This is a genomic window from Enterobacter sp. CPE_E1241, assembly GCF_045618265.1.
Classification (GTDB): domain Bacteria; phylum Pseudomonadota; class Gammaproteobacteria; order Enterobacterales; family Enterobacteriaceae; genus Enterobacter; species Enterobacter adelaidei.
This window is the reverse complement of sequence record NZ_JBIWYV010000001.1, coordinates 1,384,891-1,409,428: the sequence shown is the minus strand read 5'-3', so window position 1 is coordinate 1,409,428 and position 24,538 is coordinate 1,384,891. Positions and strand designations below refer to the sequence as shown.

Below are 24,538 nucleotides of genomic sequence, written 5' to 3'. Positions count from 1 at the left end.
TTCACAAGCATCTTACACTCAGAGACTATTTTCGCTATGGTTAGGGTTAAGCGTTGCTGGTGGCACCGCCACGGCAATATAATGAGAATTGTTATCATTCTAAAAATGCTTGAGGAGTAAGAGATGGCTATTACTAAGCTGGTTCTGGTGCGTCACGGCGAAAGCCAGTGGAACAACGAAAACCGCTTTACCGGTTGGTACGACGTTGATCTGTCTGAGAAAGGCGTAAGCGAAGCAAAAGCAGCAGGTAAACTGCTGAAGGAAGAAGGCTTCAGCTTTGATTTTGCTTACACCTCTGTGCTGAAACGTGCCATCCACACCCTGTGGAACGTGCTGGACGAACTGGATCAGGCCTGGCTGCCGGTTGAGAAATCCTGGAAACTGAACGAGCGTCACTACGGTGCGCTGCAGGGCCTGAACAAAGCGGAAACCGCTGAGAAATATGGAGACGAGCAGGTTAAACAGTGGCGTCGTGGCTTCGCAATCACCCCACCAGAGCTGAGCAAAGATGACGAGCGTTACCCGGGTCACGACCCGCGTTATGCGAAACTGACCGACGCTGAGCTGCCAACCACCGAGAGCCTGGCGCTGACCATCGATCGCGTTGTGCCTTACTGGAACGAAACCATTCTGCCACGCCTGAAAAGCGGCGAGCGCGTGATCATCGCAGCTCACGGTAACTCCCTGCGTGCGCTGGTGAAATACCTGGATAACATGGGTGAAGACGAAATCCTCGAACTGAACATCCCGACTGGCGTACCGCTGGTGTATGAGTTCGACGAAAACTTCAAGCCAATCAAACACTACTATCTGGGTAACGCAGAAGAGATCGCGGCGAAAGCAGCGGCCGTTGCGAACCAGGGTAAAGCGAAGTAATTTTCGCCGGACATAAAAAAAGCGCGGAACCTTCCGCGCTTTTTTATTTGTGCCTGATTATTCAGCCGCGACGGGCTTTTACCGCATTCGCCAGCTGACGCAGGATCGTGTCGGTATCTTCCCAGCCGATGCAGGCATCCGTCACGCTCTTGCCATAGACAAGCGGCTCGCTGCCTTCCAGATTCTGGTTACCTTCAACCAGATGGCTTTCGATCATCACCCCAATCACCGCCTTCTCACCGCCAGCAATCTGCTGGCAGACATCTGCCCCCACTTCCATCTGCTTTTTAAACTGCTTGCTGGAGTTGGCGTGGCTGAAGTCGATCATCACCTGCGGTGGCAGCCCGGCCTTGTCCAGACCGACTTTCACTTCCGCCACATGTTTTGCACTGTAGTTTGGCTCTTTGCCGCCGCGCAGAATGATATGGCAATCACCGTTACCGCTGGTGTTAACGATGGCGGAGTGACCCCATTTGGTCACAGAGAGGAAGCAGTGCGGTGCCCCGGCAGCGTTGATAGCGTCAATAGCTACCTTGATAGTGCCATCAGTCCCGTTTTTAAACCCAACCGGGCAAGAGAGACCGGACGCCAGTTCGCGGTGAACCTGCGATTCCGTGGTACGTGCGCCAATTGCGCCCCAGCTCATCAGGTCTGCCAGGTATTGCGGCGTGATCATGTCCAGAAACTCACCGGCTGCCGGCAGGCCACTGTCGTTGATCTCCAGCAGCAGCTTGCGCGCAATGCGCAGACCGTCGTTAATCTGGAAGCTGTTGTCCATGTGCGGATCGTTAATCAGCCCTTTCCATCCCACGGTGGTACGCGGTTTTTCAAAGTAAACGCGCATGACGATTTCCAGCTCGTCTTTCAACTCTTCTCGCAAGGTGAGCAAACGGGCCGCGTACTCTTTCGCGGCTGCCGGGTCGTGAATAGAACAAGGACCAATCACCACCAGAAGACGATCGTCATTACCTTTCAGGATCTTATGGATCGCTTTACGAGCATGAGAAACCGTGTTTGCGGCATTTTCAGTGGCGGGGAATTTCTCAAGGAGTGCTACAGGAGGTAATAACTCGTTGATCTCTTTGATACGTAAATCGTCATTCTGATAATTCATTTTCTTTCCAGCTCTGCCATAACTCTAGTCGTGAATGCAATCCTTTCAATCTAACTTGCTCGCCGCTTAGTGTAAACCACCTTTTACACTCTCTCCCGAATTTGCAGAAACAGACCCAAAAATAGGTTTGTCTAACACATTAAAAACTCTACACTTAACCTAAAATGAACCAGGAAAATAGATATGGCGCACTCTCATTCGCACGCTTCCGGGGACGAAAACGCTAAACGACTGATGCTAGCCTTTGGCGTCACCGCAACCTTCATGATTATCGAGGTCATTGGCGGCCTGGTTTCCGGCTCTCTGGCGCTTCTGGCCGATGCCGGACATATGCTGACCGATGCTGCCGCCCTGCTCTTCGCCCTGCTGGCCGTGCAGTTCGCTCGTCGTCCACCGAATGCGCGCCACACCTTCGGCTGGCTGAGGCTAACCACCCTCGCCGCGTTTGTTAACGCCATTGCACTGGTGGTCATTACCGTTCTTATCGTCTGGGAGGCCTTCCAGCGTTTCAGACACCCGCAACCCGTTGCGGGGATGACAATGATGGTCATCGCCGTGGCAGGGCTGTTGGCTAATATTCTGGCTTTCTGGATTTTGCACCGAGGAAGTGCGGAAAAGAACCTCAACGTGCGCGCGGCGGCCCTGCATGTGCTGGGTGATTTGCTCGGTTCAGTGGGCGCGATTGTGGCCGCGCTGGTAATCCTCTATACCGGCTGGACGCCTGCCGACCCGATTCTTTCAGTGCTGGTGTCGTGTCTGGTGCTGCGTAGCGCCTGGCGACTGCTGAAGGAGAGCGTCAATGAACTGCTTGAAGGTGCACCAACATCAATAGATATTGCTGAGTTGAAACGTAACCTGCACCGCTCTGTCCCGGAAGTCCGCAATGTGCATCACGTGCATGTCTGGCTGGTGGGAGAGAAACCGGTTATGACATTGCACGTTCAGGTGATCCCACCTCATGACCATGATGCGCTGCTTGAACGGATCCAGCACTTTCTTGAACATCACTATGAGATTGGTCATGCGACCATCCAGATGGAGTATCAGCCATGTAACGGGCCGGACTGCCACCTAAATGAGGCGCAGTCCGGCCATTCACATCATCACCATTAGCTGGAAAGCGCGTGAGATCCTCGCTCACGCGCGCTGTTAATCCACATCCGGCTACCGTTTAGCGCGATGAAGGTCAGCAGCAGATATTCCAGTGACATCGCATAGACGCCCTGCAGGGCGAAGATCACCACGCTGATGACATTGATGATGACCCACAGTAGCCAGTTCTCAACGTATTTACGGGTCATCAGGATCATCGCTGCAATCGACAACACCATCATGCAGGAATCCCAGAACGGGAAAGCATCTGGCTGAAGCGAAGGCATAGCCACATTCAACCCCATACCAGACATCACCGAGACCGCTATGCGGGTCAGGAAAGCAAATACCGGGTTGATATAGACAGTCATTAAACCAATGGCGACCACGCAGGCGACAAACCAGGCGATAGCTTTAGGCAAGGGCAGCCAGCGGATTTGCAGCTCGGCCTCCTGCTGGCTGTTCTGACGCGACCACGCGTACCAGCCGTAAATGTTGGCAGCGAAGAAGAACAGTTGCAAAAGCAGGCTGGCGTACAGCTGGATCTGGAAGAAGATAATCGCAAACAGCGTAACGTTAATCAGCCCAAACGCGTAATTGCTGATCTTCTCAAGGCTCGCCAGCCAGATACACAATAATCCCGCCAGCGTACCAACGGCCTCAATCCATGACAGGTCATAGCCACCTGCACCAATCGGTATATGAACCAGAATGTTCTGCGTGCTAAAAAAATCCATCTTTTCCCCAGGGCATTTTGAATTAAGTACGTAGTGTAGCCGCAAAATCCAGCATGCGGTTAAGCGGAATTAACGCACCTTCACGCAGAGCGGCATCCACATGGATTTCATGTGCTGCACCGCCTGTCTCAAGCCCTTCGGCAATCGCCTTCAGGCCGTTCATCGCCATCCACGGACAATGTGCGCAGCTGCGACACGTTGCCCCCTCACCCGCTGTAGGCGCTTCCAGAAGCTCTTTCTCCGGCACGGCCTGCTGCATCTTATAGAAGATACCGCGATCGGTCGCCACGATGAGCTGTTTATGGGGTAGCGTTCTGGCCGCGTTGATAAGCTGGCTGGTTGAACCCACGGCATCCGCCATGTCGACAATAGACTGCGGTGATTCAGGATGAACAAGAATGGCGGCGTCAGGATAAAGCGCCTTCATGCGCGCCAGTGCCTGGGTTTTGAATTCATCGTGCACAATGCAGGCGCCCTGCCAGCAGAGAACGTCTGCCCCCGTCTGCTTCTGGACATAATTTCCGAGATGGCGATCGGGCGCCCAGATAATTTTCTCGCCCAGACTGTCCAGATGTTCAATCAGCTCAACGGCGATACTTGACGTGACCACCCAGTCAGCCCGCGCTTTTACCGCCGCAGAGGTATTAGCGTAGACCACCACGGTCCGGTCAGGATGGGCGTCACAGAAGGCCGAGAATTCGTCAATCGGGCAGCCAAGATCGAGTGAGCACTCAGCATTAAGCGTCGGCATCAGAATGGTTTTTTCAGGGCTCAGGATCTTCGCCGTTTCGCCCATAAAACGTACGCCAGCAACCAGTAACGTCGAAGCGGGATGTTTTGCACCGAAGCGTGCCATTTCCAGTGAGTCAGAAATACAGCCTCCGGTCTCTTCCGCCAGCTGCTGAATTTCCGGGTCGGTGTAGTAATGGGCCACCATCACCGCGTCTCGCTCTTTGAGAAGTCGCTTGATCTTCTCACGGTAGAATTGCTTTTCATCCAGGCTCAGCGGGACAGGCTTTGGCGGAAACGGATAGATTGCGGCTTCAGGATCAAACATCACACTCATTATGGCTTCTCGTTTTACTGGCTTAACAATATTGCCTTTCTTTTGCATGACATAGCAAAACGGACGGCAATTGTGTTTTGTATACTAAACAAGATAGCGAATTTGAGAGGAAATGTCATCGGAATGGATAGCAAAAAGGCGCCTTTAGGGCGCCTTTTTACACTGGTGGGTCGTGCAGGATTCGAACCTGCGACCAATTGATTAAAAGTCAACTGCTCTACCAACTGAGCTAACGACCCCTTGCGGGAATTTTTTCTTCGAAGTGGTGGGTCGTGCAGGATTCGAACCTGCGACCAATTGATTAAAAGTCAACTGCTCTACCAACTGAGCTAACGACCCATTCGGGTGCTGACTTCGAAGATTTTTACTCGGTGCCACTTTAAAGTGGTGGGTCGTGCAGGATTCGAACCTGCGACCAATTGATTAAAAGTCAACTGCTCTACCAACTGAGCTAACGACCCGAGTGGTGGGTGATGACGGGCTCGAACCGCCGACCCCCTCCGTGTAAAGGAGATGCTCTACCAACTGAGCTAATCACCCACTCTGTACTGCCGGTAATGCGTTAAGTGGTGGGTCGTGCAGGATTCGAACCTGCGACCAATTGATTAAAAGTCAACTGCTCTACCAACTGAGCTAACGACCCACTTTTACGCTGTTTTCACGTTGTTTGATATCCCGTGGCAACGGCGGCATATATTACTGATTTAAGAATTCAGCGCAACAAAAATTTCGATGAAGATCACTTAACTGCTTAGTAATCATGCTGCACGACCAGAAATAACGCGATTTCTGGTCATGCGATAATCATCCCATCGAATTCAGACGTTTTTGCGCCTGCTTAGCACCTTCGGTACCCGGGAATTTTGAGACCACCTGCTGATAAACCGCTTTGGCTTTCGCAGTGTCGCCTTTGTCCTGCATGATCACGCCGACCTTATACATCGCATCTGGCGCTTTTGGCGATTTCGGGTAATTTTTAACCACAGAGGCAAAATAAAACGCCGCATCGTCCTTTTTACCCTTGTTGTAATTCAGCTGACCAAGCCAGTAGTTCGCATTTGGCTGATAAGTGGAATCAGGGTATTTCTTAACAAAGTTCTGAAACGCCGCAATCGCGTCATCCTGACGAGATTGATCCTGTACCAGGGCAATGGCCGCGTTATAGTCTGTATTCGCGTCACCGCTTTGTACAGGCGCTCCTGTTGAAGCAGAAGCATCAGCCGCCGGGGCTGCCGCAGAAGTCGCCGCTCCGCTCTGATCGCCTGCTGCCGGCTGTGCTTGTGCACCACCACCACTGCTCAGGCTATCAATCTGCAACAAGATTTGCTTCTGGCGTTCCACAACCTGATTAAGCTGATACTGGCTTTCCTGAATTTGCCCACGGAGAGAGTCAATATCGTTTTGGTTATCGGAAAGTTGTTGCTGGAGTTGGGTTAAAAGCTGGCTGTGAGCGTTAGAAATACGCTCGAGTTGAGTGACCCGGTCTTCTACCGAGCCTGAGCCGACACTACTGATTGGTGCCTGAGCAAAAGCGGCCCAGGGGGCCGCTATTCCAACCAGTAACGACAGACTCAACAGATGATGTCTGAAGTTACTGCTCATGCAATTCTCTTAGTAAACCAGTACGGCACGACGGTTTTTGGAGTAAGCCGCTTCGTCGTGACCCAGTACTGCAGGTTTTTCTTTACCGTAAGAAACGATGGAGATCTGGTCAGCAGAAACGCCTTTACCCTGCAGGTACATTTTAACAGCGTTAGCACGACGTTCACCCAGGGAGATGTTGTACTCAGGAGTACCACGTTCGTCCGCGTGACCTTCTACGGTGACTTTGTAAGATGGGTTGCTACGCAGGAAGTTAGCGTGCGCATCCAGCATCGCAGCGAAGTCAGAACGGATGTCGTATTTATCCAGATCGAAGTAAACGATGTTGTTCTGCTGCAGCTGCTGCATCTGAAGACGCGCTTGCTCTTCAGAAGACATGTTGCCATTGCCGTTCGCGTCCATACCGGTGCCGGCACCCATCATGCCTTCGCCGCTCTGGTCATTGCTTGCGTTCTTGTTGGAAGAACACGCTGCGATTGCCATTACAGGCAGAGCGATCATCAGCCCCTTCAGCACTTTGTTCAGTTGCATTTCTATGATTCCTTTAGTAATCAATTAATTATTATTTACAGATACGGCGACCAGGCAGGTGATTTTACCTGTCCATCAGTTGCCGGAATACGCGCTTTGAAACGCCCATCTGTAGAAACCAGATTCAGCACAGATCCCATCCCCTGAGAAGAGCTGTAGATTACCATCGTGCCGTTAGGTGCCAGACTTGGCGTTTCATCCAGGAACGTTGACGACAGAACTTGCACGCCACCCGCTACCAGATCTTGTTTGGCAATGTGCTGCTGCCCACCGTTGGAGCTCACCATTACCATAAACTTACCGTCGCTGCTCACGTCTGCGTTCTGGTTCTGTGTACCTTCCCAGGAAATACGCTGCGGAGCACCGCCGTTGACATTCACTTTATAGATTTGCGGACGGCCTGCCTGGTCAGAGGTAAATGCCAGATTTTGGCTGTCCGGGAACCATGAAGGTTCGGTATTGTTGCTACGACCATCAGTCACCTGGCGAATCTGGCCAGAACCAATGTCCATCACGTACAGGTTCAGGCTACCGGTTTTAGACAGCGCAAACGCCAGTTTAGACCCATCCGGAGAGAATGAAGGTGCACCGTTGTGACGTGGGAACGACGCCACCTGACGAACAGCACCGTTTGCCAGTGTCTGGATAACCAGCGCTGAACGGCCGCTTTCGAAGGTTACATACGCCAGCTTAGAACCGTCCGGAGACCATGCTGGAGACATCAGAGGCTGGGAAGAACGTTTCACCAGGAACTGGTTGTAACCGTCGTAGTCAGATACACGCAGTTCGTAAGGGAACTGACCACCGTTGGTCTGAACCACATAGGCAATACGGGTACGGAATGCACCTTTAATGCCTGTCAGTTTTTCGAATACCGCATCGCTGGCAGCGTGAGCCGCGTAGCGCAGGTACTGCTTAGTGACCTTGTAGGAGTTCTGTGCCAGAACGGTACCCGGCGCACCACCGGTATCAACCAGTTGCCAGGCCACGTTGTAAGAGCCGTCCGGGTTAGGCGTAACCTGACCCACAACCACGGCATCAATTCCCAGTGCAGACCATGCAGCAGGCTGTACTTCCTGCGCACTGCCCGGCTGCTGAGGCAGACGAGAACGGTCTAACGGGTTGAATTTACCACTGTTACGCAGGTCAGCCGCCACGATGCCACCAGCATCTTCAGGCGCAGCGCCAGGACCGGCCCACTGGAACGGAACAACCCCGATTGGGCGTGCCGAGTCCACCCCCTGGGTGATCTCGATACGTACTTCTGCGTGCAGTACTGCTGCCCACAGCATTAAAAAACCAAATGCTACACGTAATGCCTGCTTCATCATATCTCCCTTATCCGGGTAACCTTACCCACGATAATTTAGCAGAATGTTAACAAACCCAAATAGACAAAACTACCTGAACCCTGTGACTAAACCTGGTCTATTTTTCCCCGTTTGCACGGGGAAAATGTAACTTAAGGTTTGAAGTCCAGCGGTGCATTTTTGAAGACTTCATAGACTGCCTGAGACGGCGGTTTAGGCATCTTCGCCTGACGCGCTGCAGCCAGGGCCGCAGTACATAAAGCTGGGTCGCCACCTTCAGACTTAATATCTAACAGCATGCCGTCTGGAGCCAGTTTTATACGCAACGTACAGGTTTTACCGGCATAAGACGACGCATCATAGAATCGGCTTTCAATAGCGGATTTAATCTGCGAGGCATAACCGTTGATTTCAGCTCCTGACGCGCCGTTACTCTTAGTGTTACCACTTCCCGTCGGTGCTGCGTTGTTTCCTTTCGCCCCACCACCAGTTTTCGGCGCATTCTTACCAGAACTGAGATCGCCCAGCAGGTCGTCAACGCCCGCAGCGGCAGCGGCTTTCTCCGCAGCAGCAGCCTTTTTCGCAGCCGCTTTTTCAGCCGCGGCTTTCTTATCGGCAGCAGCCTTCTCAGCTGCAGCTTTTTTGTCAGCTGCAGCCTTTTCAGCGGCTGCCGCTTTCTCTGCAGCGGCTTTCTCTGCGGCAGCGGCTTTCTTCGCGGCGTCAGCAGCAGCTTTTTTCTCTGCTTCCTGAGCAGCTTTCTTAGCGGCTTCGGCTTCAGCTTTCTTCTGAGCATCAGCAGCGGCTTTTTTCGCGGCTTCTGCTTCAGCTTTCTTCTGAGCATCAGCGGCGGCTTTCTTCGCGGCTTCCGCTTCAGCTTTCTTCTGGGCATCAGCGGCGGCTTTCTTCGCGGCTTCCGCTTCAGCTTTCTTCTGAGCATCAGCAGCAGCTTTCTTCGCCGCTTCGGCCGCTAATTTGGCCTGGGCATCAGCCTGCGCTTTGGCGTCCGCTGCGGCTTTTGCTGCCGCTTCTTCTGCCTGCTTTTGCTGTTCCTGGGCTTTCTTCGCAGCCTCTTCAGCTTGTTTCTGCTGCTGTGCCTGCTCTTTCGCCGCTTCCTGCGCCTGCAAACGTTCTTTCTCAAGCTGCTTCAAACGCTCCTGCTCTGCGGCCTGCTTTTCACGCAGTTCTTCCGCTTGCTGTTGCGCCTGTTTTTCACGCTGCTCTTCAGCCCGTTTGGCACTCGCCTTCTGCTGTTGTTGGCGATTATAGTTCTGTACTACCGCACCGGGATCCACCATCACGGCGTCAATGGAAGAGCCTCCACCGCCGCCGGCTGATGCATCAATATGCTCGTCGAACGAACTCCAGATCAGCGCTGCAAAGAGAATAACGTGCAGCACTGCGGAGACGATTATCGCTCGCTTAAGCTTGTCGTTCTGTTCGGTTGCCTTTGACACTATCGGTTCCCAAAAACTACGCGGATGATCAAATAGGTTGAGTCATTAAGCCAACTGACTTAACACCCGCACTATGTAGCAAGTTCAGCGCTTTAATAATTTCATCGTATGGTACGTCTTTTGCGCCACCGATTAAGAAGACCGTTTTCGGATTTGACTCCAGGCGACGCTGTGCTTCAGCAATAACCTGCTCAGGAGGTAACTGATCCATACGATCTTTTTCTACCACCACGCTGTATTGCCCTACGCCGGAAACCTCAATGATGACCGGAGGATCGTCATTGGTGCTCACCGCCTGTGATTCTGTCGCATCCGGCAGATCCACTTCCACGCTCTGGGTAATGATTGGCGCTGTCGCCATGAAGATCAGCAGCAGAACCAACAGCACGTCCAGCAATGGAACGATATTGATTTCGGACTTGAGCTCGCGACGACCTCGTCCACGCGATCTGGCCATGGTTTACCCCTTGTTACTCTCGGTGCTGGTAAACGCCTGACGGTGCAGAATCGCAGTGAACTCTTCCATAAAGTTGTCGTAGTTCAGTTCCAGTTTGTTCACGCGCTGGTTCAGACGGTTGTACGCCATAACCGCTGGGATTGCCGCAAACAGACCGATAGCGGTCGCAATCAGTGCTTCTGCAATACCCGGGGCAACCATCTGCAATGTCGCCTGCTTCACCGCACCGAGTGCGATGAAGGCGTGCATGATCCCCCACACCGTACCAAACAGACCGATATACGGGCTGATAGAACCCACAGTCCCCAGGAAAGGAATGTGCGTTTCAAGGTTTTCCAGTTCACGGTTCATGGAGATACGCATCGCACGCGAGGCACCTTCTACAACCGCTTCCGGCGCATGGTTGTTTGCACGATGCAGACGCGCAAACTCTTTGAAACCGCTATAGAAAATTTGCTCGGAGCCTGTAAGGTTTTCACGGCGTCCCTGGCTTTCCTGGTACAGACGAGAAAGCTCGATACCCGACCAGAACTTATCTTCAAACGCTTCAGCTTCACGGCCAGCGGCATTGAGGATACGCGTTCTCTGGATGATGATGGCCCAGGATGCGATTGAAAAACCAATCAAAATCAACATGATAAGTTTAACCAGAAGGCTTGCCTTCAGGAACAAATCAAGGATATTCATGTCAGTCACTGCTTAAACTCCGCGACAATAGACTTAGGAAGCGCACGAGGCTTCATTATGGTTGGATCAACACAGACAATCAGTACCTCAGCTGAGTTCAGTACGGTGTTCTCTGCATTGACTATCCGCTGCGTGAAAACCAGTGAGGTCCCGCGCATTGATGTAATTTCAGTTTGGACTTCGAGCATATCGTCGAGTCTGGCAGGCGCAAAATACTCAAGCGTCATCTTGCGTACCACGAAGGCAACTCGCTCAGCCAACAGCACCTGTTGACTAAAGTGATGATGGCGCAGCATCTCTGTGCGTGCCCGTTCATAAAAAGCAACGTAGCTGGCGTGGTAAACCACACCACCGGCATCGGTATCTTCGTAGTAGACACGAACCGGCCATCGAAACAGCGTTGTATTCACTTTACATCCCGGTAATGCAATAAAAGTTAACTCTTTTAAACTTCGCTACTATACGCGCGGGAAAGGTGGTTTGGAATGGGAGAAAGTAAACGGAGAGTAAATTTTTATGGGCTCGGGTAAGCCCATATCGTTAACGGACATTTCTTATTCAGAAGAAGAAGAAAATCAATCCAGCAAGCAGAACGAGATCGGCAATCAGCGGACAGAAGATGCCCTGCCAGTGAACAGCTTTCGGACGAAAGCCCACGCCGTGAATCACACCTGCGCACACCGCCCACATAATGAGGAAACCGTGCCAGATTTCAAGCTCACTGGTTTTCGCTGCAAAGCGCGAAGGGTCCCAGAAAATACAACCTGCCAGCAGTAATGCCATCACTAAAGAAAGCGCCCGTAACGGGCGCTTATCCATTACCGCATATAACCTTGCGATAATGTTCATTAGTGTTTTTCTTCACCCGCTTTAGTCGCTTCAACGTGCTCAAGCGCCAGGGCAGTGATGACCCCAAAAGCACAGGCAAGAAGCGTCCCTAAAATCCATGCGAAATACCACATATTCAGCTCCTTACTTAGTACATAGAGTGGGTGTTGCTTTCGATATGTTCTTTAGTAATACGTCCGAACATTTTCCAGTAACACCAGATGGTGTAGGCCAGAACAATCGGCACGAATACGCAAGCAACATAGGTCATTAAGTTCAGCGTCATATGGCTGGAAGTCGCATCCCACATGGTCAAGCTAGCATTCAGCATGGTGCTGGATGGCATGACGAATGGGAACATTGCAATACCTGCGGTCAGGATGATGCACGCCAGGGTCAGTGAAGAGAACACAAACGCCAGGGCACCTTTTTCCAGACGAGACGTCAGAACCGTCAGCAGCGGCAGCAGCACGCCCAGAGCCGGGATAGCCCACAGTGCAGGCGTCGTGTTGAAGTTCACCAGCCATGCACCGGCCTGACGCGCCACTTCTTTGGTCAGCGGGTTAGACGGCGCAGTATGGTTAATGGCAGATGTCACCACGTAACCATCAATACCGTACACTACCCACACACCAGCCAGTGCGAAACAGACCAGCGTAACCAGCGCAGCAACCTGAGCCGTCGCGCGAGAACGCAGGTGCAATTCACCGACAGTACGCATCTGCAGATAGGTTGCACCCTGAGTGATGATCATCGCTACGCTCACCACACCCGCCAGCAAACCAAACGGATTCAGCAACTGGAAGAAGTTACCGGTGTAGTAAAGACGCATGTATTCGTCCAGGTGGAACGGTACGCCCTGCAACAGGTTACCGAACGCCACGCCGATCACCAGCGGTGGAACGAAGCTACCAATGAAGATGCCCCAGTCCCACATGTTGCGCCAGCGGGTGTCTTCAATCTTGGAACGGTAGTCGAAACCAACCGGACGGAAGAATAAAGACGCCAGCACCAGAATCATCGCCACATAGAAACCGGAGAACGCAGCCGCGTAGACCATCGGCCAGGCAGCGAACAGCGCGCCGCCTGCGGTGATCAGCCACACCTGGTTACCGTCCCAGTGCGGGGCGATGGAGTTGATCATAATTCGACGCTCGGTGTCATTACGACCGAGGAAACGGGTGAGCATCCCCACCCCCATGTCGAAACCATCCGTGACAGCGAAACCGATCAGCAGAACGCCGATCAACAGCCACCAGATAAAACGCAATACTTCATAATCGATCATTTGATGACTCCTGTCTTAGCGTGCCGGCTGAGTAGTCGCAGTGGACTGCTCGTAGTGATAGCGACCGGTTTTCAGGCTGCTTGGGCCAAGGCGCGCGAACTTGAACATCAGGAACAGTTCAGCCACCAGGAACAGGGTGTACAGACCACAAATCAGCAGCATGGAGAAGATCAGGTCGCCTGCTGTCAGGGAGGAGTTCGCTACCGCCGTTGGCAGCACCTCACCAATCGCCCATGGCTGACGACCATATTCTGCAACAAACCAACCGGACTCAATTGCGATCCACGGCAGTGGAATACCGTACAGCGCGGTACGCAGCAGCCATTTCTTCTCGCCGATGCGGTTGCGGATAACAGACCAGAAGGACGCCGCAATGATCAGCAGCATGATGATGCCGCAGCCCACCATGATACGGAATGCGAAGTACAGCGGTGCAACACGCGGAATGGAGTCTTTGGTTGCCATCTGGATCTGTGCTTCCGTCGCATCAGACACGTTCGGGGTATAGCGCTTCAGCAGCAAACCGTAACCCAGATCTTTCTTCACGTCGTTGAACTGGTCACGGACGGCCTGATCGGTCGAGCCAGCACGCAGCTGTTCCAGCAGCGCGTAAGCTTTCATACCGTTACGGATACGACCTTCATGCTGCACCATCAGCTCTTTCAGCCCCGTCACCTGTTTGTCAACAGAACGGGTAGCGATGATACCCAGCGCGTAAGGAATTTGAATGGCGAAGTGGTTTTGCTGCGCATCCTGATCCGGGATACCGAACAGGGTAAAGGCAGCAGGGGCCGGTTGCGTTTCCCATTCAGCTTCGATAGCAGCCAGTTTGGTTTTCTGCACGTCACCCATTTCGTAACCGGATTCATCACCCAGGACGATAACAGAGAGGATTGCAGCCATACCGAAACTTGCAGCGATGGCGAAAGAGCGCTTAGCAAATGCAAAGTCACGACCACGCAGCATGTAGTAAGAACTGATACCCAGGATAAACATCGCGCCGCACACATAGCCAGATGCCACGGTGTGAACGAATTTAACCTGCGCAACCGGGTTCAGGACCAGCTCGGCAAAGCTGACCATCTCCATACGCATAGTTTCGAAGTTGAAATCAGACGCGATTGGGTTTTGCATCCAGCCGTTCGCCACCAGGATCCACAGCGCGGACAGGTTCGAACCTAATGCCACCAGCCAGGTCACTGCCATGTGCTGGACTTTACCCAGACGGTCCCAACCGAAGAAGAACAGACCTACAAAGGTGGATTCGAGGAAGAAGGCCATCAAACCTTCAATGGCCAGCGGCGCACCGAAGATATCCCCTACATAGTGGGAATAGTAAGACCAGTTAGTCCCGAACTGGAACTCCATGGTCAGACCGGTTGCCACGCCCAGTGCGAAGTTGATACCAAACAACTTGCCCCAGAACTTGGTCATATCTTTATAAATCTGTTTGCCGGAGAGAACGTATACCGTTTCCATGATGGCCAGCAGGAACGCCATACCGAGCGTCAGTGGCACAAACAGGAAGTGGTACATCGCGGTCAAGGCAAACTGTAAGCGCGACAGTTCGACTATATCTAACATCATGACTCCTTGCTCATCGCATGAAGACTCCGAGAGTGAACCCCGTCAGAGAGAGATCCACACGCATGCCCCAATACAAATTATTCGCATCCCTGTCGTCGTTATTACCCTGAGGAAGGATAAAAACGATGACGTCAGGTTACAAATACGTTAATAAAAAACTCAAATTGATCCCGCAAATATAATACGCTGCAAAACCCTTACAATAAACAGGTTTTTATTGAATCACATTTACGTTTTTCGACGGTGATCAATTTATAGCAAAATTACCACTTTTCGGCCATTTTGATCGGGGACAATTTAGCGCTTTTCATCGTCTTTTTCCAAGGATTAAACTTTGATTTAAATCAAAAACAAACCTCAATGTTAACCATGTTTAATCATGGTAAGAATGGTGAAATTCTTGTTAATGACATGTGCATTCAAAAGTGTAATTGGTTATCGAAGACGGGAAAAATATGAACAGAAGTGATTTTAATTAACGCAGCGGAACAATGCCATTTCACAAAGAGGCAAACACTAAAGGATAGTCTTCCCTAATTATTTTTCCATTTTTCTTCTGCAATACCGCAAAATTACATTTAATTCACTTTTATTACCCCATAAGTTAACACCGCACCGTAACTATTTAGTGTAAAAGGCCACATTACCTGTGGCCTTTTCAGGCATCACCGCTATCGGTCGATAAGGAAGCTAAAAGTGCGCGACTCTCCAGGTCTAAACGCCCCTACAATGCCCTGCTCCTCTTCCCTGCCCGTTATCCGTTCATTCATATCCGTCTCGCAGCACCGTTTCACCGTCGGGTTCACGGATAACGTCGTGTCACATGCGCTGAACGCCGAAGGGTTGAACAGGCGAAGAATAAGCTCGTCCCGATCTTCCGCCTTCTTGAGGGCACTGAGCACGCATCCCGTGGGCGAAAGAGCTAACAGACTGTAACTTTCCGGCGTGGTAAACGACGAACAATTCAGTTTCATCGCATCCCAGGGAATTTTGTTGTAGCACTGCACGGGCGTTAACCACGATTTGGCCTGCTGCGCGACACCCGCGTTTTCCGGCGTTCCACTGAAACTGAACAGGCTAAAATGACAGGTTAACTGGCCGCGCACCTGAGAGTCAGGAACGGGCAGTTTGATCCCCGACGGTCTGCCTGGCCGCAACAACAGATCCTCCTTGCCGAGTAATCCCACGCCGCGCAGTAGGGTCAAGGCAAAGGCTTTTTTGTTCTCACCCACTACCTCAAATTCGCGCAGACCCTCAGTGAACAGCGCAAGTCCGTTTCGCCTTTCCCGAAGAACGGCGTAGTTCAGCAGATTCCAGACGGGCACCGGCGCTTCTTTCCAGCCCTCTTCCTGCCAGTTTTCCATCGCCGGGTCCTGTACCGGGCGGGTGATCGAACCAAACTGCGTATCAGACAGCACCTCTTGCGTGGTAAATGGCGTAGGGATGAGCACCCGTACACGGTGATCATCAGCCTGATTATCCAGACGCACGTCAACATCAATGCGCCTGCTGTTGTGCGTGAGAGTGACTTCAAACGCTACGTCAAGAGACCCCTTTCGCTGACGCGCCGAACGCTCGGCCAGATTTGCCGGAACGGCGAGCCGATGATGGATTATCGCCCTGCTCCGCCAACCCTCATGCACCACCTCAACTTCGTGCTCGCCCTGTGCTGAAGTGAGTCTCCACTCTTCCCGAGAAGGCGAGTAGTCGTATTCATCGCCATCATCAGAGCTCTCTTCGATTTCCAGTACGCGGTCATAAATAAGCCCGGTTTCTTTGTCGCGCAGGCGCAGCGTACCGTCGTCATTTAAGTCAATCTGCCAGAAGGCGTTTTCAAGTAGGGACTCGGTGTTTTCCAGCGGAGAGAGCATCTTCCCTGCTACGTTAGGTTCGATAAGCAGCGTTCGATACCCCATCGACGGCAGGATTTGATTCAACTGGATATCAAACTCAATAAACGGTTCGTAATTACCATAATGGACAATCTGCCGGTCAATAAGACCTGGGTCGAGCTCACGTGCACTACGGATGAAATATGGGATCTCGTTGCCTTTCTCATCAAGCAGACGGAACTGGCTGGCGCGCAGACGTATCGTAGTGTTCATCACCTCTTCACGCGGCCAGGGCATCAGGTTGAACATGACCAGCTTATCGGTATCACTTTGCGGCATGTTGTCGACAATCTTGCGCATATAGAAACGCGACAGGTTATCGGCCATGTCTTCGGCCAGTTCGAACCGGGAGACAATCTCTCGATGCACCTTGTCGCTGCAGCAGCAGCCGATGCTATCGTGAGCGTGGTTTTTGAGGATCTCTTTCCACATTTTTTCCAGTAAACCGTGGTGATAGTCGAAGCCCAGCGCCCAGGCGAGCGTCGCCAGCGGCTCAAGGATGTTGACGATTTTGTTCTCAATGCGCGCATGGGCGATTTTGATGTCCATGCGTGTCGAGCCGATTGTCCGGTGCACGCGCATGTATTTCCCGTCAATAAACTCCCCTTTCAGCGTCGCCAACTCCCCACGGCGTGCCTCAATATGTTCAAAGACGTCCTCAAACCGACTCATTCCAAATTGACGCTGCGGATAGATTTCACGAAGCTTATCCATCACCGCAAAAATATTCTGCTGTAATGGCATCTGGTCGTGACCGTTAGGCAGCAAAATCTCTTTGGTGACGGAGGCGTTTTCCAGCACGTCAAAATAGCTGTCGAGCCGTTTTCGCAGCCCGGCTTCGTCCTCCGGTAAGTACTTACCAATCGCGTAGCCCAACGGCAGCACCTGTGTCGTCACTTCACTGCCGTCTGTACTCTGCCATAAAAACTCGGTTTTATCGGTTCCGTGACGTTCAGAACACCCACGCCAGAACAGGGCACGGGTGATGCCAAACCCGTTGTAGATATGCGGAAGTTGCCCGGACATACCAAACGAGTCCGGCAGATAACCGATTTTCATCGGCTCGCCGAACGCCATACAGTCGCGAATGCCGTACATCAGGTTACGGACAATCGACTCACCGCTGACAATCGTGGTATCGGTCTGGGTATACCACGGACCGATAATCAGCTTTCCACGCTCGACCAGCGCCTTCACCCGTGGCCGGTTTTCAGGCACCACGGCGAAGTAATCCTCCAGTACCGCCGTCTGTCCATCAAGGACATAATATTTATATTCGTCATCCTGCTCGAGGCGGGTCAGGATCTCTTCCATATTATTGACCAGAAGAATACGCGACTCCTCGGTGGTGAAGTACCACTCACGGTCCCAGTGCAAATGCGGCGTAATATGAACGCGAGATACAGCTTTCATCTTCGTTTCCTGTTAGTGAGTTTTAAGGCGTAACGTCTTCTGTCATGTATTTGCCCTTTCTGACGGCCTGACGTCGCCAGAACAGCAAAACGAGCGTAGAGAGGGTGGTACCTGCCAATGCCGCAGCGAACCAGCCTGCCGCAGCGACCACACCACCCAGCCCCGCGTCATGAAGTAAAAAGAGGGAGAAAATACCCGCCCCTGGCGTAGACAACCCGATCCCCATCGCACCCACTATTGCGCCCGTTGCCATCGATCCAAGCACAAACGAACCAATAACCCGGACAGGATCTTCAATCGCCATTGGGATCGCCCCTTCTGTGATACCCGCCAGCCCGAGAAGCCACGTTGATTTACCGGTTTCGATTTCAAACTGTTTGAAGAGGTGCGGGGCCAGCATCGTTGACGCCGTGACGGTAAAGGCCGATACCATTTTTACAGAGGCAAAAATGGCGTAAGGGCCATATACACCGTTGGCCATTGCCCCCAGACAGAATGCGTACGCTGCTTTATTGACAGGCCCGCCCAGATCGAACGAACACATAAAACCGAGGAGCGTACCGAGCAATAGCGCATTGGCGCCGGATAGACCGTTAAGCCAGGCCGTCAGAGAGTTGTTCAGCCATGCCACCGGCTCGCCAATCACAAACAGCATCAGGCTGCCCGCGCCCAGCACACCGAGAACCGGGTAGAGGTAATAGGTTAAGAAACCGTTGTAGCGATTATTGAGACGAATATGGTTCTTCACCCAACGCATCAGATAACCCGCAATCAAACCACCTGCGATCGCCCCCAAAAAACCTGAACCGATCATGTTGGCAGCAAGACCGGCAGCGAAGCCTGGAGCCAGCGCGGGTTTATCCGCAAGCGAGTACGCGGTGTAGGCTGCCAGCACAGGCACCATCAAAATGCCGAGCATGCCGCCGCCAAGTTTGCGGTACATCCACAGCCACGAATTTTCCTGATCGAACAGATGCTGCAGTCCAAAGATCTGCGCCAGTAACACTGCGACGGCCAGCACAGTGCCCCCGGCGACAATAAGCGGCACTGCAAAGGAGATCCCGCTGAGAAGCGCCTGCTTGAGTTCCGTTTTAACGCTCTTTCTCGCCTCGGTTTCTGTTTGCACAGGGCGCGCCACCGGTGAGGGCTGTAATGCGAGCGCGCGCTCAATCAACGCCTCAGCATGTCGCAGCGGTTCCGCGACAGGCACTGATAGCGAGGGAATCCCCTGAAAACGCTCACTTTCCTTGATAGCCACCTCTGTCGCAAAAATACAGGCGCGAGCCTCCTGCAGTTGCTCAGGGGTAAGGCGTCCTTCAATGCCGTTCGCCCCCTGTTTTTCAACCACCACGTTCACGCCGAGTTTGCGCCCGGCTTTTTCAAGGTACTCAGCAGCCATGTAGGTATGCGCAATCCCGGCCGGACACGCCGTCACACAGACAACAGTGGACGCATCTTCTGACGCGATAACGTCTTCATCCTGTGGCGCATCATTTAACGCGGCAAGCAGCGCTTCTGCCGTGGTTGCCTCCATCACCCGCGCCCGGAGGGCATCATCCGCCAGGCGAGACGTCAGCTCCGTTAACACCTGAATATGCGTTGAGCCCGCCTCAGCCGGGGGAATGGCGAGCAGGACAATCAGCTCGACGTTTTCCGGGCCATCAACGCCTTCCCAGGCCAGCGGCTCCCGTAATGTTGCCACCGCAAAAGCGGCGTCTTTCACTGCGCCAGATTTGCCATGCGGTACCGCCAGGCCTTCTCCCAGCGCGGTAGGGCCAAGTGATTCCCGGTGAAAGACGTCGGTCAAAAATGTCTCGCCGTCCGCAATTTTGCCCAGTGCCACCAGCCGCTGAGTGAGCTGGCGTATTGCCTCATCACGGCTGGTATACCGCGCCAGCACGCAGACTGCGCTGGGGTGGGTCAGGGTCGTCAGGTCCATAAAGATCCTCACACTCAATGGTTATTGTTCGGGATCGAGTGTGGCAGACAAAACAATACATTTATGTGATCACTTTCACCTAAAAACATTATTTGTATTTAATTTGTATTGTTTACAAATTTTAGTCTGAGGGCATAATTCCGTTAAAAGGTATTAGGAAGGCAGATGATATGGGCAACAAACCGATGTACCGACAGATAGCCGATGCGCTTCGCGAGCAAATCAACGCCGGTGAGTTAAAACCTGGTGATGCGTTACCAACGGAATCCAGTCTGCAGGACGCCTTTAGCGTGAGTCGGGTAACGGTGAGACAGGCGCTAAAGCTGCTCACCGAAGAGCACATTATCGAGAGCATTCAGGGCAGCGGCTCCTACGTCAAAGAGGAGCGCGTTAATTACGACATTTATCAACTCACCGGCTTTTACGAAAAACTGGCGGATCGCAATGTTGATACCCATAGCGATGTCAAAACATTCGAAGTGATCAAAGCAGATGAGAAACTCGCGGAAAAGCTGAACATTCGCCCTGATGACAACGTCTGGCATATCAAACGCGTGCGTTTTATTAAGCAAAAACCTGTGAATCTGGAAGAGACGTGGATGCCGCTGGCAATGTTCGACGACCTCACCTGGGCCGTGATGGAAAACTCCAAATATCATTACATCGAACAGATTAAAAAGATGGTTATCGACCGCAGTGAGCAGGAGGTCATTCCCGTGATGCCCTCTGCCGAGGTTGTGAATGCACTGGGGATCGATGCGGCAAAACCTGTCCTCGAAAAAATCTCCCGCGGCTATCTCAGTGATGGACGCGTATTTGAATACAGCCGTAATACCTTCAAAAGTGATGACTACAAATTTACGCTAGTAGCGAAACGTAGACACTAAACGTACATGAATGACAAAAACCCGGTGCTAAACCGGGTTTTCAGGGTAATAATCGCGTTTAAAGCGTAAACGTCATACCAATGCGATAGCGCGACTCAGAGACATTATCCTCACCTTCGTAGTAGCCCTGCTGATCTAAATAGTCGTATTCAACATAGGGACTAAACCATTCGTTCCACTTATACCGCAGTGTAAATGCATTCTCAGTTGCCCAGGTTTTATTATTTTTATAGGTGTAATCCTCATTGGCATGCTTATATGCTGTGCCCTGATATAAGAAACTCCATTCGCGATTAAATTTATAACCCACAAAGATGTCGAGACGATTAACGCTGTCGCGATGTGACTCTCCCTCATCGTTAACAGTCTCATAAGTATTATAATCGTATCGGTAACGCAAACCGAGACTCCAGTCAGCTCCGGGTAGATAGTTGACCCTGATATAGGGACGAATCTGAGTGCCTTTACTGCTCCAGTGGTAAATCCCCCCGGGTTGTAGATTCCACTTATCGGCAAACCGCCAGGTATAATTAGTCTCTATCTCGTTATAGTCAGTTGTGCTGTCACCAAAAGAGTGAGCACTGTCGGACTTATCGGAACCATTTGTACCCTTTCCGTTATTTTTATTGTTTTTATTATCCATCTCCGCGCTTGCCCACCAGCCGTTAGCCCAGCTCTCACTGATCTTATACCGCGACTCATAGGAGTGGCTCCCGGTTTTATAGCCGCCCCGGAGATCAAACGTTAGCGCATGGCTCGCCAGCGGCAACCCAGCAGCGAAGAGAATCAGAAAACGTAATGGATTTTTTTGCATAACAGACCTTCATCCTTTTAAGAAAAGAAAACTCATTGCCATAAACAAATAAAATCAACAGCCATCAACCCGCAATTTTCGAGAATCATATTTATCTACAAATTAAAATCACGAACATTGTTTCACAAACAAGATCGTGATCATAAAAATTATCAAAATACAGTTTTAATAATTGAAAGTGTAAAATAAAAACCTCCCATGAATTATTCACCAAATAAATTTAAGTTTTATCGACTTATAAAACAGTTAACAAAAACAAACAAAATCCTCTTCCAATCACCCAATCCAAACAAAATGAAATATTGTTTCAAAACTGAGATCAAGATCATGAACACCTCCATCACCAGTCCATAAAATGAAATGAAACATTGTTTTATTTTAACCAAAGCTAATTATCAACGGACAAGGTGAATGTTGTGAAGATCAAAAAACTGCGCTGGTACATTATCTCACTCGTCATGTTAGGTACGATTATCAACTACTTAGCCAGAAGCACGCTCGGCGTCGCAGCACCAGAAATGATGAAAACGCTGAATCTCTCCAGCGAGCAATACTCATGGATTGTGTCGGTCTTTCCATTCACCTATGCCATCGGCGGGATCGCCTGCGGTTTTGTGATCGATAAATTCGGCTTGCGAGTCAGTTTTGCTGTACTGGCCGCGCTGTGGTCTTTGTGCAACATGCTGACGGCATTATTTAGCACATGGTTCCCCATTGCCGCATTGCGCGGGGGCCTGGGCCTGACCGAAGCCGCCTTCAACCCTGCGGGTATGAAAGTCACCGCCGAGTGGTTTCCGGCAAAGGAGCGCGGCTTAGCCTGCGGCGTTTACAGCCTCGGTACCTCCGTCGGTGCCATGCTGGCCCCGCCACTGGTTGTCTGGGCGATTGTTAACTACAACTGGGAAATGTCTTTTGTTGTCACCGGCGCCATCGGCGTTGTTTGGGCCATTCTGTGGGCGGTGCTTTATCGCTCCCCGGAGTCGCATCCTGCGCTGCTGAAGGAAGAGCACGAAGAGGTCATGGCCGATCAAATAGAAGTGGTTAAAGAGAAAGCCTCCCTGATGTCCATGATCAAGGATAAAAGCTTGTGGGCCATCTCCTTACCGCGTTTTATGGCCGATCCGGCATGGGGGACGCTGCACTACTGGATGCCGCTCTACCTGGTGACGGTGCGCCACATGAACATGAAAGAAATCGCCATGTTTGCCTGGCTCCCCTTCCTGACCGCTGACCTGGGTTGCCTGGCTGCGGGTTACATTTCGAAGTTTCTGAATAACCGCGGCGTGCATATTGTTAACGCCAAACGCATCACTTTTACGTTTGCCGCCCTGCTGATGCTGTCGATGGCTGGCGTTGGTTTCGTCAGTAATGTCTATGTGGCCATTGCGCTGTTCTGTATTGCCGGGTTCGCCCATCAGTGTCTGTCCGTTACGGTGATCAGCATGTCATCCGACCTGTTCCCAAGACAAAAAGTCGCCACCGCGACCGGTTTCGCCGCCTTCACCGGCAGCATGGGGAACTTCCTGTTCAGTATTTTCCTTGGTGCCATGGTCGCTGTTGTGGGTTACGACATCTTCTTTATCGGTCTGGGCGTTTTCGATTTGATTGGCGCCCTGTTCCTGTGGATGCTGATTAAGCTCCCTTCTGAAAAAGTCACACCGGTAATCGCCTGAATGACGGGTATAAATGTAAGGAATATACCGATGAATTATCGCAACATTGCGTTTATCAGCGCGCTGTTCTCAACCTCCGCGTTAGCAGCGAGTGGGAATACACTGCCTCAGGGCTCGAATGACGACTGCCTGACGTACGATTGCAGGCAGATGCTTGAGATAAAAGAAAGTATTCAGCGCGGAGATCAAACCTACGCTCCCGCCTGGAAAAATCTGCTGCAGAAAGCAGACCAGGCGCTGGAACATAAACCCTGGAGTGTGACCGATAAAAAATTGTTACCGGCGTCCGGGAATAAGCATGACTATTACAGTTTTGGTCCCTACTGGTGGCCAAACCCGGATACCAAAGACCATCTTCCCTGGATTCGTAAAGACGGCCAGATAAACCCGTCATCCAAGACAGACGATACGGACAGCAAACGCCTGGTGCAGTTCTCTGACGACGTCCGAGCGCTCTCACTGGCCGCATTTTATAGCGCAGACGCCCGCTATGCGCAAAAAGCAGAAATCATGCTGGACACCTGGTTTCTGAACAAGCAAACCCGAATGAATCCTGATCTCAGTTACGCCCAGGCAATTCCGGGCATAGTAAATGGCCGGGGGATTGGCATTATTGATACGCGCGTATTGATCGACGTCGCTGACAGCATCATCCTGCTGCAACATGCGGGCTTCCTCTCGGATAAAGAGGTTCAGGGTTACAAAAGCTGGTATTCGGACTATGCCACATGGCTGTTATCCAGCGCTAACGGCCAGGAAGAGGGAAACTGGTATAACAATCACGGCGCCTGGTATGACGCGCAGGTTACCGCCTTTTCGTTGTTCTCCGGTGACGTCAAACAGGCTCGTCGGCAAATCGATATTTTCAAAAATCGCCACCTTGCTGCTCAGGTGAACGTCAAAGGCGAACTACCGGCCGAGCTTGAACGAACTCGATCCTTCCATTACACCAATTTTGCTCTGGCAGCCTACGCCAGAATGGGGCGCTACGGTGAAATAACCGGTGATGATGTCTGGAATTATGAACTGGATGGGCGAACCATGAAAAAAGCCTTTTCCTTCGTCAGCCAGCAAACCGGCAAAGACGCCAGCGACTGGCCGTATCAGGAAATAAAATACAACCCTGAAGAGGCTACTGGTCCGTTACTCGCCGCAGCGAGAGTCTGGAAAGACAATGACTTCAGCAAAAATGCCGCGCTATTGACGCAGGCAAATGACACCGATATCAACATCCTGACCCCGGGCTCTGTATTGGTGAAGTAAGCGCCACGTCAACGCATACAGGTAGATA

The 24,538-nt window shown here is 51.8% G+C and carries 22 protein-coding genes and 5 tRNA genes; 5 read left to right on the top strand and 22 right to left on the bottom strand.

Going from position 1 to position 24,538, the window contains the following annotated elements; genetic code table 11:
• Nucleotides 1-123: 123 nt before the first annotated feature.
• The gene (gene gpmA / locus ACJ9Y9_RS06790; RefSeq protein ID WP_028019417.1) at nucleotides 124-876 is read left to right on the top strand and encodes a 2,3-diphosphoglycerate-dependent phosphoglycerate mutase; all 753 of its coding nucleotides are present in this window, start codon (nucleotides 124-126) and stop codon (nucleotides 874-876) included.
• A gap of 61 nt (nucleotides 877-937) precedes the next feature.
• Here gpmA and aroG read toward each other — a convergent pair whose 3' ends face one another.
• Nucleotides 938-1,990 (bottom strand): 3-deoxy-7-phosphoheptulonate synthase AroG, encoded by a 1,053-nt coding sequence (gene aroG / locus ACJ9Y9_RS06785; protein WP_028019418.1) that lies wholly within the window; start codon nucleotides 1,988-1,990, stop codon nucleotides 938-940.
• Between the two features lie 183 nt (nucleotides 1,991-2,173).
• On the opposite strand from aroG, the gene zitB reads away from it, so the two are divergent.
• Nucleotides 2,174-3,103: a CDF family zinc transporter ZitB gene (zitB, locus tag ACJ9Y9_RS06780; protein WP_028019419.1), complete on the top strand. Its 930-nt coding sequence runs from the start codon at nucleotides 2,174-2,176 to the stop codon at nucleotides 3,101-3,103.
• On the opposite strand, the gene pnuC is transcribed toward zitB, so the two are convergent.
• From pnuC to mngA, 20 genes are all read right to left on the bottom strand, one after another.
• Nucleotides 3,100-3,819 carry a nicotinamide riboside transporter PnuC gene (pnuC, locus tag ACJ9Y9_RS06775; RefSeq protein WP_028019420.1) on the bottom strand — a complete coding sequence of 240 codons (720 nt, stop codon included), beginning with the start codon at nucleotides 3,817-3,819 and terminating at the stop codon, nucleotides 3,100-3,102. The two genes, zitB and pnuC, sit on opposite strands and share 4 nt — an antisense overlap.
• 22 nt (nucleotides 3,820-3,841) lie before the next feature.
• Nucleotides 3,842-4,885 (bottom strand): quinolinate synthase NadA, encoded by a 1,044-nt coding sequence (gene nadA, locus ACJ9Y9_RS06770; RefSeq protein WP_028019421.1) that lies wholly within the window; start codon nucleotides 4,883-4,885, stop codon nucleotides 3,842-3,844.
• Between the two features lie 163 nt (nucleotides 4,886-5,048).
• Nucleotides 5,049-5,124 (bottom strand) — tRNA-Lys (locus ACJ9Y9_RS06765).
• Nucleotides 5,125-5,148: 24 nt separating this feature from the next.
• Nucleotides 5,149-5,224, bottom strand: a tRNA-Lys gene (locus ACJ9Y9_RS06760).
• A gap of 46 nt (nucleotides 5,225-5,270) precedes the next feature.
• A tRNA-Lys gene (locus ACJ9Y9_RS06755) sits at nucleotides 5,271-5,346 on the bottom strand.
• 3 nt (nucleotides 5,347-5,349) lie between these two features.
• Nucleotides 5,350-5,425 (bottom strand) — tRNA-Val (locus ACJ9Y9_RS06750).
• A gap of 27 nt (nucleotides 5,426-5,452) precedes the next feature.
• Nucleotides 5,453-5,528 (bottom strand) — tRNA-Lys (locus ACJ9Y9_RS06745).
• A 161-nt stretch (nucleotides 5,529-5,689) separates the two neighbouring features.
• Entirely contained in the window at nucleotides 5,690-6,487 is a 798-nt protein-coding gene (gene cpoB, locus ACJ9Y9_RS06740) for a cell division protein CpoB (protein ID WP_028019422.1), read from the bottom strand.
• A 9-nt stretch (nucleotides 6,488-6,496) separates the two neighbouring features.
• Nucleotides 6,497-7,018 carry a peptidoglycan-associated lipoprotein Pal gene (pal, locus tag ACJ9Y9_RS06735; protein ID WP_003858578.1) on the bottom strand — a complete coding sequence of 174 codons (522 nt, stop codon included), beginning with the start codon at nucleotides 7,016-7,018 and terminating at the stop codon, nucleotides 6,497-6,499.
• A gap of 35 nt (nucleotides 7,019-7,053) precedes the next feature.
• The gene (gene tolB, locus ACJ9Y9_RS06730; RefSeq protein ID WP_028019423.1) at nucleotides 7,054-8,346 is read right to left on the bottom strand and encodes a Tol-Pal system beta propeller repeat protein TolB; all 1,293 of its coding nucleotides are present in this window, start codon (nucleotides 8,344-8,346) and stop codon (nucleotides 7,054-7,056) included.
• Between the two features lie 134 nt (nucleotides 8,347-8,480).
• Nucleotides 8,481-9,782, bottom strand: a complete 1,302-nt coding sequence (gene tolA / locus ACJ9Y9_RS06725) for a cell envelope integrity protein TolA (RefSeq protein ID WP_028019424.1) — start codon at nucleotides 9,780-9,782, stop codon at nucleotides 8,481-8,483.
• Nucleotides 9,783-9,810: 28 nt separating this feature from the next.
• Entirely contained in the window at nucleotides 9,811-10,239 is a 429-nt protein-coding gene (tolR, locus tag ACJ9Y9_RS06720; RefSeq protein ID WP_003858589.1) for a colicin uptake protein TolR, read from the bottom strand.
• Nucleotides 10,240-10,242: 3 nt separating this feature from the next.
• Complete coding sequence (tolQ, locus tag ACJ9Y9_RS06715; RefSeq protein ID WP_008501101.1) at nucleotides 10,243-10,935, bottom strand: Tol-Pal system protein TolQ; 693 nt, start codon at nucleotides 10,933-10,935, stop codon at nucleotides 10,243-10,245.
• Complete coding sequence (gene ybgC, locus ACJ9Y9_RS06710; RefSeq protein ID WP_003858593.1) at nucleotides 10,932-11,336, bottom strand: tol-pal system-associated acyl-CoA thioesterase; 405 nt, start codon at nucleotides 11,334-11,336, stop codon at nucleotides 10,932-10,934. Before ybgC ends, tolQ begins: the two co-directional genes overlap by 4 nt.
• Before the next feature lie 148 nt (nucleotides 11,337-11,484).
• On the bottom strand, nucleotides 11,485-11,775 hold the full coding sequence (ybgE, locus tag ACJ9Y9_RS06705; protein WP_028019425.1) for a cyd operon protein YbgE: 291 nt from the start codon (nucleotides 11,773-11,775) through the stop codon (nucleotides 11,485-11,487).
• A complete protein-coding gene (gene cydX / locus ACJ9Y9_RS06700; protein ID WP_003858598.1) occupies nucleotides 11,775-11,888 on the bottom strand; it encodes a cytochrome bd-I oxidase subunit CydX in 114 nt (37 codons plus the stop codon). Before cydX ends, ybgE begins: the two co-directional genes overlap by 1 nt.
• 14 nt (nucleotides 11,889-11,902) lie before the next feature.
• Nucleotides 11,903-13,042, bottom strand: a complete 1,140-nt coding sequence (gene cydB / locus ACJ9Y9_RS06695; RefSeq protein ID WP_028019426.1) for a cytochrome d ubiquinol oxidase subunit II — start codon at nucleotides 13,040-13,042, stop codon at nucleotides 11,903-11,905.
• A gap of 15 nt (nucleotides 13,043-13,057) precedes the next feature.
• Nucleotides 13,058-14,626 carry a cytochrome ubiquinol oxidase subunit I gene (cydA, locus tag ACJ9Y9_RS06690; protein ID WP_028019427.1) on the bottom strand — a complete coding sequence of 523 codons (1,569 nt, stop codon included), beginning with the start codon at nucleotides 14,624-14,626 and terminating at the stop codon, nucleotides 13,058-13,060.
• Between the two features lie 674 nt (nucleotides 14,627-15,300).
• Nucleotides 15,301-17,934: a mannosylglycerate hydrolase gene (gene mngB, locus ACJ9Y9_RS06685; RefSeq protein ID WP_028019428.1), complete on the bottom strand. Its 2,634-nt coding sequence runs from the start codon at nucleotides 17,932-17,934 to the stop codon at nucleotides 15,301-15,303.
• Between the two features lie 22 nt (nucleotides 17,935-17,956).
• Entirely contained in the window at nucleotides 17,957-19,873 is a 1,917-nt protein-coding gene (gene mngA / locus ACJ9Y9_RS06680; protein WP_028019429.1) for a PTS 2-O-a-mannosyl-D-glycerate transporter subunit IIABC, read from the bottom strand.
• A gap of 170 nt (nucleotides 19,874-20,043) precedes the next feature.
• On the opposite strand from mngA, the gene ACJ9Y9_RS06675 reads away from it, so the two are divergent.
• The gene (locus tag ACJ9Y9_RS06675) at nucleotides 20,044-20,760 is read left to right on the top strand and encodes a GntR family transcriptional regulator (protein WP_028019430.1); all 717 of its coding nucleotides are present in this window, start codon (nucleotides 20,044-20,046) and stop codon (nucleotides 20,758-20,760) included.
• A 58-nt stretch (nucleotides 20,761-20,818) separates the two neighbouring features.
• Here ACJ9Y9_RS06675 and ACJ9Y9_RS06670 read toward each other — a convergent pair whose 3' ends face one another.
• Nucleotides 20,819-21,574 (bottom strand): oligogalacturonate-specific porin KdgM family protein, encoded by a 756-nt coding sequence (locus ACJ9Y9_RS06670; RefSeq protein ID WP_032667020.1) that lies wholly within the window; start codon nucleotides 21,572-21,574, stop codon nucleotides 20,819-20,821.
• 416 nt (nucleotides 21,575-21,990) lie between these two features.
• On the opposite strand from ACJ9Y9_RS06670, the gene ACJ9Y9_RS06665 reads away from it, so the two are divergent.
• Nucleotides 21,991-23,247 (top strand): MFS transporter, encoded by a 1,257-nt coding sequence (locus tag ACJ9Y9_RS06665; RefSeq protein WP_032667021.1) that lies wholly within the window; start codon nucleotides 21,991-21,993, stop codon nucleotides 23,245-23,247.
• 30 nt (nucleotides 23,248-23,277) lie between these two features.
• Nucleotides 23,278-24,510, top strand: a complete 1,233-nt coding sequence (locus ACJ9Y9_RS06660; RefSeq protein ID WP_032667022.1) for an alginate lyase family protein — start codon at nucleotides 23,278-23,280, stop codon at nucleotides 24,508-24,510.
• Nucleotides 24,511-24,538: the final 28 nt, after the last annotated feature.